Below are 10,294 nucleotides of genomic sequence, written 5' to 3' on the forward strand. Positions count from 1 at the left end.
GACCGTTGAACTCACTCGAATCGCAACTGTTTTGCGCAATTTCGCAAAATTTATGTTGCCCACTGGAGACACTACAAAAACTTTACTCCGCGCCGCAGATGTTCTCGAAATGCAGGAAAAGCTCTTTAGTCAATTCAAAGACCTCCTTCGAGCAGAACACGCTCAGAACCAAGCCAATCTCGAACTAATCAAAACGCTCGAAGGTAAATGCGCTGGCCTCGAAGCCTCGCTAACGAAATCAAAGGACCTACTTCGAGCAGAACACGCTCAGAACCAAGCCAATCTCGAACTAATCAAAACGCTCGAAGGCAAATGCGCTGGCCTCGAAACCTCGCTAACCAAATCGAAAGACCTGCTTCGAGCAGAACACGCTCAGAACCAAACCAATCTCGAACTAATCAAAACGCTCGAAGGCAAATGTTCCGGCCTCGAAACGCAAGCTAGGGACCTTATGGTTTCGTTGGACCAAAACAGTCTGCAATTGGACACGGCAATCATGGTAGCGAAAACGGAAAGGGATCAGCTATTGGTCCGCGCCGAGCAGGCAGAGGCCCAATTGTTGGCAATTAGGTCCCGCGATGCGACATTGGAAGACACCCATGTTCTTTTTCCGATTGCCACGCTACAGCAAGTCCAGGCTCAATTTGAATCGCTGGCCCGTGAATTTGAGAAATCAGGCGATATCGTTTCGCGGGTAATGTGTGAAGCCAGCGCATCTGTTTTAGGCCGCGCCGTACTTGTAGCCATGGCACCACCATCCGGAACCTCGGCCTGCGCCTTGTAGCCAGTGAACGGAGGGATATTAGCGGCCCGTTTATCCTCCGCTCGTCACGTGACTGGTCTAATTCTTTGCATTCTCAGTTGGTGCTTTCTTTGCCTTGCAAGAAATCAAGAGACCGGCGAATTGCCGAGCAAGGCGTTCATGCGGTGGGGGCGCGAAAAACAAAACGCGGTATCAAAATATCCCGTCGCGGGATCAAATCAGAGCCAGCGCGCGGCATGAAAAGGGGTGAAAACAGCCTCACGGTGCCTCCGATTGACACCGTGAGGACACCTTTGGCGGCAGTCGCGGTATCAATTTAAGGCACACATATAGTTTACCATAGGGCATAACCCGCAATCAGGAGAATTCCTCAATGACTATTTCGACGCGAGCCGGCACGGTTGCCAATTCGAATGGAATAGTTCGGTGGTGGGTTCGCGTTGGGGCGCTCGCCGCCATTGTGATTGTTTCGACCGAACTCACCGAGGCTCGCGCAGAAACTACGGTCTGTCACGGCAACGACAATTGCACTGTCGTTGAACCATCCGGCTCGCGGAGGATGACTCGAAAAGAAACTATATCTCATCAACGCAGCCAGCAGAGGGGCCGGATCAATAGCGTCGAGTGCGAATGGGCGTCCGATCCCGACCTTTGCAGACGGATCAGGAACGCTCTTTTGGAAACGTTCTAGGATTTGCAAAACTACGTTGCCGCCAACCCGGAGGGTTGCCAGAATGCCTCGACCACGCGAACGGGTTTGCTTGCAGGATGGACTGAAGCTGGATTTGAACCGGCTCGCTCGACAGGGATTCGTCCGACGCGGCGCGAACATCGGCGGACGTGGAATTAAATGGACACACTCATATTGGGGCGAAATTGCCACCGGCACGATTGGCGCGGATATGAGCGGCAAGGACGAAGGCTGGTTTCGCATCCAGCTTGGCAGCCTCGATCAGTGGATTATTCTCGTTTCCCGTCCGCGTCATTTCGGTGGGCGGCAATGGTACTTCATGTGTCCAATCATGAACCGGCCCGCATCGGTGCTTTGGAAGCCATCCGGCGCGAGCCGATTTTGCAGCCGGCAGACCTGGGGCCGACAAGTTGCATACCAAAGCCAATTTAACGATCCGACAAGCCGAGCCCACGCGGGAAAGGCAAAGATTAATTCTCGACTATGTTCGATCGCTGGCCTCGATCCGGACGAATGGGATTTGCCGCCAAAACCGAAATGGATGCGATGGGCGACGTACGACCGCCACGTCGCTCGATACGACCACTATGAGGATATTTTGGACTACGGATGCGCCGCACTCGCCGCGAAACTCGGAAAAGATTTCTTCTTATAAATCAACGGGCGGTTTCAAGTTAGCCAAGAGATTTCGATTTAGAAACACAACACCAAAAGGCAGATCGGAGTGCGGTCAAGCGCGGGCGCTGTACGGCAGAGAGTATTGCTAGACGACGCGAGATTTCTACGCTGATCCGCGCCGCTCCCGCTTTGGATGTCGGCTAGACGTCAACATCGAGGCGGACAGCCGCTAACACTTTTGAACAATTGGATCGCTGGCATAGGTAATCCCACGGTGGCAGGCCGGCCGGATTCGAACCCGGAATTGGAGTTGGCAGGGTCTGCCGGGCTGTGCTCCCGTCAACGATGTTTACACAACAAAAAAGTCCCATCGTGTCAGGGCAAGCCCGGCATCGAGTTCGGCAAATTTCACCGCAGCGACGGAACCAGTTCCATCTGTATCGTAGAACAGATCGCCGGTCGCCTTGTTGTAGATGATCCGGTCGGCGGCATCCTGGGCCTCTTCGCCGATTACGAACGCATTCGCCGCCAGCACGCCGCCGCCAAGCTTGGTAAAGACGGCGTTGTCCAGTCGGATTGTGTCGTCGGCCACCGAAAAATCGGTGATCTGGTCGCGGCTGTACCTCAGCGATGTGTTGAAGAGAAAGTTATCTCTGCCGCTGCCTCCGGTAAGAATATCGTATCCAGCGCCGCCGGCCAGCGTATCGTTGCCAGAACCGCCATCAAGGTTATCGGCACCGGCTCCGCCTTTGAGAATGTCGTTGCCCGATCCGCCATCGATTGTGTCGGCTTCCGTCCCGCCGTCGAGAGTATCGTTGCCCGATCCACCATCGAGGATGTCAATGCCCGCTTCACCGAATAGAGTGTCGTTGCCGATTCCGCCGTCGAGATGATCGGCACCGGCCCTTCCTTTGAGGATGTCATTGCCCGATCCGCCATCGATTGTGTCGGCTTCCGTACCGCCGTCGAGAGTATCGTTGCCCGATCCGCCATCGAGGATGTCAATGCCCGCTTCACCAAGAAGAATGTCGTTGCCACTTCCGCCGTCGAGAAAATCGACGCCGGCCCCGCCTTTGAGGACGTCGTTGCCTGCGCGGCCGAATAGCATGTCACGTCCGGCAAAACCGCTGATGACGTCGCCGACGTTGCTGCCAGTAATGTCGTCATTACTGGACGAACCGTTGATGGTCACCGTATCCGCTGTGGCGCTCCATGATTGGAATCCAAGATCTTCAAGGGTGAATTGAGTTCCGTCGACAACTGAAATCTTAATTCGATTTACGTGTCCGTCGCCGATCACAGTGAAATCGAAAAAGTCTCTATTAAACCCAAAATCAAAGGTTAGTGACAGGGCACCAGCGAACTGAACACGTTCGACTTCGAACGAATCACCAGAAGTAATTGTATTGCTGCCGGTAAATCGAGCCGTGTCCAAGCCCGATCCATGGATGATATCATCGCCATCGAATTCATTTGCGGCGAAAATGTAAGTGTCATCGCCTTGGCCGCCAACCAACCAATCGGAACCTCGGCCGCCGATCAAAACATCGTTTCCTGCTCCACCATCTAGACGATCATCTGCAATGGCACAGAATGACGTTAGGTGATCGTCGCCATTTGAGCCAACGTATTTGTTGCTTTGACTGCCTAGCAAGTGCGTCAAGGCACTGATTGCGGTGCCACCTTGAAGAGCGCTCCAGAAGCCTAAAAGGCTTCGATCGGGAATCCCAGAGATGGTAGCGATAACGTTCATCTGGTCGTCGTAAACCGTAACGCTGGTGACAGTGCCGCCTGTTGGAGTCGTGCCATTGTAAGTGAAGTTTGACGCTGCGCTGAAGAATGAGAAGCTAAACCCGTCCAGTGGACCACCAGTGTTATTGGTGATTTCGAACGTGGATGCGGCAGCAGTGACTGCCCCGTTCCTGACAAGCACATCTTCGAGCCCGGGATTTGGATTATTGTTGTTGGTGAAGGTTACTGTCGCCATGGTGCCCCTCCTGTCAGGAAGCTGCGCGAGGCTCCGTCGAACGCCCGTTAGAGCGCCGCCTGCCCCGCTACTCGCTAAGGCGTCACTTTACGATGACGCAGTTGCCCTTGAGATATTGCGTTTTGGCTTTGGCTTTACGAAGTTCACTGTCCATAATCCACTTCGAGTTTTCGAGAGCGATTCCATTATCCTTTTTGACGACGTCATCGAAGGCGTCATTTGATGCGCTCTCAAAAATTCGGCCGAGGATGAAGTCGGGTGTTGGTCCGCCAAACACCAAGTTCACTCCGATTGGCACTTCCCGCTTCGCTACTTCAGGCGGAATTTGGTTCTTGTTTATGGCATCGATGAAGTCACGGCCAGCCTTGATGCCGACAACGAACAAACGGGCCTGTTCTTGCCTCTCGCCTGACATCTCTGCGTAAATGCCGCACTGAAACGCCGACCACATTGTTCGTGCTTGCCGTGCCTTCTCAACGGCACTCTGAGCAACAGAAACATCGGTAATCGCCATTAGAGCGCTAGTCGTCAGGCCGACAAGGGCGGCGTACTTTGCGGACATGGCGAGCTTCTCATTTGGGGGCTGGTTTGGGGACCGCATCCCTTTTCCAAAGATAAAATTCAATAAAAACAATACGTTATACGATTATGATGGCGGAGAGGGAGGGAATCGAACTCACTCGATCCGCCCCTGCGACAAATTAACCCGACGGGTAAAATTTCGCTTTTCCAGAAACCCAAATCACCCTTATGAATCGCCCCATCCTGTCCCCGAGGAAGGGGCGTTGGCCATCGTTACCGAACGTTGGGGCAGGAGTTGCGGTGGACGCGGCGGCATCGTGCGCGGAAAAGGACAGCAGGGCGGGATAAACTCCGTGAGCGGTCTTCAGGACGTGCAGACGAGCGGTGCCGGAGCGTACGGCAAAATCGTGTGGACCCGATGCCTCAGTGGTCGGCATCAAGTCTGCGGAAGGCACGTCGGCCCGACCGGGCGCGGATGAGCGGGTTTCCGCAGGCGACGGAGGCGAGAAGAGCCCGATACTCCGGGGTGAGCGCGACATAAGCCGTAAAGCCATTGCGCAGGGAATGTCGGATGTTCTCCGCTGCCCTGTATGCTCGTGTGCGTTTTTACTCGTGCATTTTGCACACGAGACCGCGGGTGCAGCGCGCATCCGGCATTCCCTGCTCCCTTGTTCAAGGGAGAGAACGACAGGCAAACCTCGGGCTATCCGTGCCGCGAGATCGCGGACGTGTGTTCGGTGTTTGGATTTGAAAGCTCGTCGTCCCGGACAAGCGAGCATCGCGAGCGCAGATCCGGGACCCATACGCCGCGGCAGTCATGGTTACGGGAAGTGTCAGTGGCCTTGTTGAAGCGTCACGCTCCACAACAGACGACCGGGATTATGGGTCCCTGCGTTCGCAGGGACGACGAGCTGGCGGCGCTTCGCGAGACCCGCTGGCTCGCAATGACGTTGCTGAGTGCAAGCGCAGACCGTCGGCGGCGTCGCCAGGGTCGTGTCCCGGTTCACACTTGCCTGGTGTCATGATATGATCTGCGGATGGCCGAGACGGACAACATCGTCCTTGAGCATTTGCGATACGTCCGTCGCGCGATCGATGATATCCGCGACGATGCCCGCGAGATATTGCAGGGTGCCGGCAATCTCGAGAACCAGTACGCTACCATGTCGTGCCGGCTGGATCGGATGGACGTCCGGATCGAGCGGATCGAGCGGCGCCTCGATCTGACCGACGCGTGAAGCTCGGGAAAGTCGGGCCGTATCCCCGGCCTTAGGCTGTTCTTTCCCCGGTGCATCCCCGCCTGCGCCAAATGGCCGCTTGGCCCCGGTCAGCCCGAAAATGTGCCATATATCCGGTGCTAGAACCACCACGACTCACCCACCTGAAGCCCTCCCCAGAAAGACCCCCGATCCATGTCCATGTCGCCGGAAACACCGCTGCCCCCCAAGGCTCTAAGAACGGCATTGCGGCCGATCCCGATGCTGATCTTCGGCTCGCGCTGGCTGCAGCTGCCGCTGTATGTCGGGCTGATCGTGGCGCAGTGCGTCTATGTCGTGCTGTTCCTGAAGGAGTTGTGGCACCTGTTCCTTCACGCCTTCGACTTCAGCGAGCAGCAGATCATGCTGGCGGTGCTGGGCCTGATCGACGTGGTGATGATTTCCAACCTGCTGGTGATGGTCATCGTCGGCGGCTACGAGACTTTCGTCTCCCGCCTCAATCTGCAGGGCCATCCCGACGAGCCGGAATGGCTCAGCCACGTCAACGCCAGCGTGCTCAAGATCAAGCTCGCGATGGCGATCATCGGCATCTCGTCGATCCATCTGCTACGCACCTTCATCGAGGCCGGCGCGCTGGGGTCGGGAAAAGGCAACTACACCGAGACCGGCGTGATGTGGCAGACCATCATCCACACGGTCTTCATCCTGTCGGCCATGGGCATCGCCTATGTCGACCGGCTGTCGACTCTTGCCACCGAAGAAGCAAGGCACGCCGTCAAGCATTGATGGACGGTATGACGTTCGCCAGGAGTCTGGTTTTGCGAAACCGCGCGATAGCAGCACTCCTGGTGGCGGCGGCGATGTCGCTTGGCGCGTTGCAGCCGGTCCGCGCCGCGGACTCGGGCTTCACGCAGTTCATCGCCTCGCTGTGGCCGGAAGCGCAGGCCGCCGGCGTCCCCCGCGCCGTGTTCGAGGCCGAGACCCGCGGCCTCGAGCCGGATTACAAACTGCCCGATCTGATCCTGCCCGGACGTCCCGCCACCGGCGCGCCGTCGCAGGCCGAGTTCGTGCAGGTGCCGGCCGACTATGTGAAGGAAGCCAGCATCGCGCGCCTGGCCGCCGAGGGGCAGAGGCTCATGGCAAAACATCGCGCCACGCTCGGCGCGATCGAAACACGCTTCGGCGTGCCCGGCAGCGTCGTGCTGGCGATCTGGGGACGCGAAACCGATTATGGCCGCCACAGGCTGCCCTATGACGGATTGCGCGTGCTGGCGACGCAGGCCTGGGTCGGCCGCCGCAAGGAACAGTATCGCGTCGAATTCATCCAGGCGCTGAAGCTGATCGGCGACGGCGAGGTGACGCGCAAGGATCTGCGCTCGTCCTGGGCCGGCGCCACCGGCCTCACCCAGTTCCTGCCGTCCGAACTCGGCAAGCACGGTATCGATCTCGATGGCGACGGCCGCCGCGACATCTGGCATTCGGTGCCGGACGCGCTGGCTTCCGCGGCGCAGCAACTGGTCAACAAGGGCTGGCAGCCCGGCCTGCGCTGGGCCTATGAGGTGCGCGCCCCTGCCAATGCCGATTGCACCATGGGCGTGCCCGAAGTGACAAAACCGATCGGGCAGTGGCTGCGCGAAGGTTTCGTGCCGGTGCGCGGACAAAAGCTCAGCGCGACTGAGCAGGCGCAGCCGGCCTCCTTGCTGCAGCCGGAGGGTATTTACGGTCCGGCGTTCCTGACCACGAAGAACTATTTCGTCATCAAGGAATATAATTTCTCGGATCTGTACGTGCTGTTCGTCGGCCACCTCGCCGACCGCATCGTGAGCCCGCACCCGTTCGCGACGCCATGGTCCGCACAGACGCAATTGCGCACCACCTCGGTCGAGGCGATGCAGCGTCACCTCACGCGCATCGGTCTCTACAGCGACAAGGTGGACGGCAAGGCGGGCATGAAGACCCGCGCCGCGCTCGGCGCCTACCAGAAATCCGCCGGGCTGAAGGTGGACTGCTGGCCGAGCGAAGCCGTGCTGCGCTCGATCGGCGCGGCGCGGTGAAAAGCAAATACTCCCTCATGGTGAGGAGCCGCGCGCTTGCGCGGCGTCTCGAACCATCTGGCACCCAGCCTGTTGCCATCCTTCGAGACGCTTGCTTCGCAAGCTCCTCAGGATGAGGACCGCGAAAAGAAGAACCCGGCCGCATGGGCCGGGTTCGAAATCACGTCATCATTCCGACAGCGCCGGTCAGATCAGTTGCAGACCTCGACGCGGCGATAGCTCCAGCCGTAACCGTCCCAGAAGCGCTCGCGCACCAGACGGCAGGCCGGGTAGTCGTCGACATACACCGGGGCCGGGACCGCATAGGCCGGGCGGCTGGCGGCGATCGCGCCGCCGATGATGGCGCCGCCGATCAGGCCGGCCGCCAATCCGGCACCGCCGCCGCCGCCACCGTGATAATGACGATGTTGCGCCTGTGCTGCGGGCATCGCGGTCACGAGCGCACCGGCAATCGTTGCGGCCGCGACGAAGGCAGCAAAAGTCTTCTTCATTTCTAGGCTCTCCTGGCGATGGCGCCTGGCGGCGGCGCCGGGTTTAGGGTGACTTGACGCGCCGTATTCGAAACTGGTCGTCTCGATAGAAAGCGCAGAACAGTCAATCGAAGGTAAACGCTCGGGCCTTCGTGGCCGGAAAAAACGGTCTTTTTCAGGCCGTTAACGACAAACGTCCCGGAAACACCGTGTTTCCGGGACGCTGCGCGGGTTTGTAATGAAGATGAACGGGCTTAGTCGCAGACCTGAACGTTGCGAACCCGCCAGCCATAACCGTCCCAGAATCGCTGCCGCTGCACAAAGCAGCTGGGCTCCGCGACATAGGCCGGCCGGCCGTAATAGCCGTAGCCCGGGCCGTAATAACCCGGCCCGTAATAGCCGTTCTGGGATGCGATCGCGCCGCCGACAATGGCGCCGCCGAGCAGTCCGGCCGCGACACCCGCGGCAATGCGGCCGTTGCGCGCTTCGGCGGCTTGCGGCGCGGCCACGGCTGAAACAGCCAGGGTGGCGACGGCAGCGAGCGCCATCAATGTCTTCCTCATGGCTTCACCTTTCTCATGGAGCAGGGACAGGGAGAGGTCTGTCTCGCGCAAAAGTTCCACATTTCGCTTGAATGATCAATGAACGGACACGCCCGATTTGGCGGGGAATCGGGCTGGCGGGGCACTTTTTTGCGGCGCACCAGCGGACGCCCTGGCGCCGTTTGATCTATCGCAACCGCGATTTTTAGACCGCTTCTAGTCTGTCCCGGCGCCAGTTTGGAATTGCTTGAAAAGACGGCTTTTCCTTTTGCATCCCGCGGCGCCCTTCAATATCTGTGGGGTCACGCATCACCGATGGGCCTGCCGTTTTCATGATTGTTTGTTCCTGTAACGTCATCAGCGACCAGGATGTCCGCAGTGCGGTCAACGCTGCGGAGGACCTTCCCCGCAATGCCAAGCAGATCTATGGTTGCCTCGGTTGCAGCGCCGAATGCGGCCGATGCGCGCGCACCATCAAGACCATCATCGACGAGGCCCTGGGCGCCTGCGCCAAGTCCTGCGGCGCCGGATGCCCGCACAGCCAGGCCAGCGTGCAACCGCACGCCCACGCCCACACCGAGTTCGCGCTCGCGGCTTCCTGAAATCCCCAAGAATCCCTGGATACTGTCGTTTGCCGGCCGGCTCCGCCCGGCACAGCCTTGCTCCTGCGCGTGAACTAATTTAGAAGCGTTCTGAGCCACTTACCCGTGAGGAGACCATCATGCAGGGCGACGCGAAGGTTATCGAATACCTCAACAAGGGTCTCCGCAGCGAGCTCACCGCCATCAACCAGTACTGGCTGCATTACCGGCTGCTCAACAACTGGGGCCTGCTGGATATGGCCAAGGTCTGGCGCAAGGAATCCATCGAGGAGATGGAGCATGCCGACAAGTTCACCGACCGGATCCTGTTCCTCGACGGCTTTCCCAACCTGCAGGTGCTCGATCCCTTGCGGATCGGCCAGAACGTCAAGGAAATCATCGAGTGCGATCTGGCCTCCGAGATCAGCGCCCGCACGCTTTACCAGGAAGCCGCGACCTACTGCCACGGCGTCAAGGATTACGTCAGCCGCGACCTGTTCGAGAGCCTGATGAAGGACGAGGAGCACCATATCGACTTCCTCGAAACCCAGCTCGACCTCATCAAGCGCATCGGCCTCGAGCTCTACACCCAGAAGCATGTCGGCGGGCTCGAGAGCGAGCACTAGCTTTTCTTACCCTCCCCTGGAGGGGGAGGGTCGGCTCGCATCGCGCGAAGCAAGATGCGAGACGGGGTGGGGTGATCTCTCAACCCGGGCACTGTTCTAGACGAGAGACCGTCACCCCACCCCGCCGCTCATTTCATTCGCGTCGACCCTCCCCCTTCAGGGGAGGGTGAAGAATAGCTCGACCGAACAAGTCTCCTACAGCTGCTCCCTGTAACGCGCCTCG

11 protein-coding genes are annotated in these 10,294 nt (G+C 58.8%); 6 read left to right on the top strand and 5 right to left on the bottom strand.

Features of this window, described 5'->3' with window-relative positions:
* Both Q7T45_RS27030 and Q7T45_RS27035 read left to right on the top strand, forming a co-directional pair.
* The coding region (locus tag Q7T45_RS27030) for a hypothetical protein (protein WP_304875072.1) at positions 1 to 784 on the top strand (784 nt) is incomplete at its 5' end.
* A gap of 740 nt (positions 785 to 1,524) precedes the next feature.
* Positions 1,525 to 2,109 carry a hypothetical protein gene (locus Q7T45_RS27035; RefSeq protein ID WP_304875073.1) on the top strand — a complete coding sequence of 195 codons (585 nt, stop codon included), beginning with the start codon at positions 1,525 to 1,527 and terminating at the stop codon, positions 2,107 to 2,109.
* A 312-nt stretch (positions 2,110 to 2,421) separates the two neighbouring features.
* Here Q7T45_RS27035 and Q7T45_RS27040 read toward each other — a convergent pair whose 3' ends face one another.
* From Q7T45_RS27040 to Q7T45_RS29095, 3 genes are all read right to left on the bottom strand, one after another.
* Positions 2,422 to 4,059: a calcium-binding protein gene (locus tag Q7T45_RS27040; RefSeq protein WP_304875074.1), complete on the bottom strand. Its 1,638-nt coding sequence runs from the start codon at positions 4,057 to 4,059 to the stop codon at positions 2,422 to 2,424.
* A gap of 82 nt (positions 4,060 to 4,141) precedes the next feature.
* Positions 4,142 to 4,621, bottom strand: a complete 480-nt coding sequence (locus Q7T45_RS27045) for a hypothetical protein (RefSeq protein ID WP_304875075.1) — start codon at positions 4,619 to 4,621, stop codon at positions 4,142 to 4,144.
* A 979-nt stretch (positions 4,622 to 5,600) separates the two neighbouring features.
* Positions 5,601 to 5,951, bottom strand: coding sequence for a hypothetical protein (locus Q7T45_RS29095; protein ID WP_370691375.1), 351 nt, complete (start codon positions 5,949 to 5,951; stop codon positions 5,601 to 5,603).
* A 42-nt stretch (positions 5,952 to 5,993) separates the two neighbouring features.
* Between Q7T45_RS29095 and Q7T45_RS27055 the strand changes: the two genes are divergently transcribed.
* Together Q7T45_RS27055 and Q7T45_RS27060 are read left to right on the top strand one after the other, a co-directional pair.
* Positions 5,994 to 6,584, top strand: a complete 591-nt coding sequence (locus Q7T45_RS27055; RefSeq protein ID WP_304875077.1) for a TIGR00645 family protein — start codon at positions 5,994 to 5,996, stop codon at positions 6,582 to 6,584.
* 74 nt (positions 6,585 to 6,658) lie between these two features.
* Positions 6,659 to 7,852 carry a lytic murein transglycosylase gene (locus Q7T45_RS27060; RefSeq protein WP_304875083.1) on the top strand — a complete coding sequence of 398 codons (1,194 nt, stop codon included), beginning with the start codon at positions 6,659 to 6,661 and terminating at the stop codon, positions 7,850 to 7,852.
* Between the two features lie 191 nt (positions 7,853 to 8,043).
* Here the strand turns inward: Q7T45_RS27060 and Q7T45_RS27065 are convergent, their stop codons facing one another.
* Both Q7T45_RS27065 and Q7T45_RS27070 read right to left on the bottom strand, forming a co-directional pair.
* Positions 8,044 to 8,343 (bottom strand): hypothetical protein, encoded by a 300-nt coding sequence (locus Q7T45_RS27065; RefSeq protein ID WP_304875079.1) that lies wholly within the window; start codon positions 8,341 to 8,343, stop codon positions 8,044 to 8,046.
* A gap of 233 nt (positions 8,344 to 8,576) precedes the next feature.
* The gene (locus Q7T45_RS27070) at positions 8,577 to 8,885 is read right to left on the bottom strand and encodes a hypothetical protein (RefSeq protein WP_304875080.1); all 309 of its coding nucleotides are present in this window, start codon (positions 8,883 to 8,885) and stop codon (positions 8,577 to 8,579) included.
* A 311-nt stretch (positions 8,886 to 9,196) separates the two neighbouring features.
* On the opposite strand from Q7T45_RS27070, the gene Q7T45_RS27075 reads away from it, so the two are divergent.
* Both Q7T45_RS27075 and bfr read left to right on the top strand, forming a co-directional pair.
* On the top strand, positions 9,197 to 9,466 hold the full coding sequence (locus tag Q7T45_RS27075) for a bacterioferritin-associated ferredoxin (RefSeq protein WP_304875081.1): 270 nt from the start codon (positions 9,197 to 9,199) through the stop codon (positions 9,464 to 9,466).
* A 119-nt stretch (positions 9,467 to 9,585) separates the two neighbouring features.
* Positions 9,586 to 10,071: a bacterioferritin gene (bfr, locus tag Q7T45_RS27080; protein WP_304875082.1), complete on the top strand. Its 486-nt coding sequence runs from the start codon at positions 9,586 to 9,588 to the stop codon at positions 10,069 to 10,071.
* Positions 10,072 to 10,294 lie beyond the last annotated feature (223 nt).

Origin of the sequence: Bradyrhizobium sp. (assembly GCF_030646015.1) — a bacterium.
GTDB lineage: Bacteria > Pseudomonadota > Alphaproteobacteria > Rhizobiales > Xanthobacteraceae > Bradyrhizobium.

What these genes read in the sequence shown, in the direction of transcription:
- Q7T45_RS27040 (WP_304875074.1), bottom strand. Translation starts at nt 4,059, where the DNA reads ATGGCGACAGTAACCTTCACCAACAACAATAATCCAAATCCCGGGCTC.
- Q7T45_RS27045 (WP_304875075.1), bottom strand. Translation starts at nt 4,621, where the DNA reads ATGTCCGCAAAGTACGCCGCCCTTGTCGGCCTGACGACTAGCGCTCTA.
- Q7T45_RS27055 (WP_304875077.1), top strand. Translation starts at nt 5,994, where the DNA reads ATGTCCATGTCGCCGGAAACACCGCTGCCCCCCAAGGCTCTAAGAACG.
- Q7T45_RS27060 (WP_304875083.1), top strand. Translation starts at nt 6,659, where the DNA reads ATGTCGCTTGGCGCGTTGCAGCCGGTCCGCGCCGCGGACTCGGGCTTC.
- Q7T45_RS27065 (WP_304875079.1), bottom strand. Translation starts at nt 8,343, where the DNA reads ATGAAGAAGACTTTTGCTGCCTTCGTCGCGGCCGCAACGATTGCCGGT.
- Q7T45_RS27070 (WP_304875080.1), bottom strand. Translation starts at nt 8,885, where the DNA reads ATGAGGAAGACATTGATGGCGCTCGCTGCCGTCGCCACCCTGGCTGTT.
- Q7T45_RS27075 (WP_304875081.1), top strand. Translation starts at nt 9,197, where the DNA reads ATGATTGTTTGTTCCTGTAACGTCATCAGCGACCAGGATGTCCGCAGT.
- bfr (WP_304875082.1), top strand. Translation starts at nt 9,586, where the DNA reads ATGCAGGGCGACGCGAAGGTTATCGAATACCTCAACAAGGGTCTCCGC.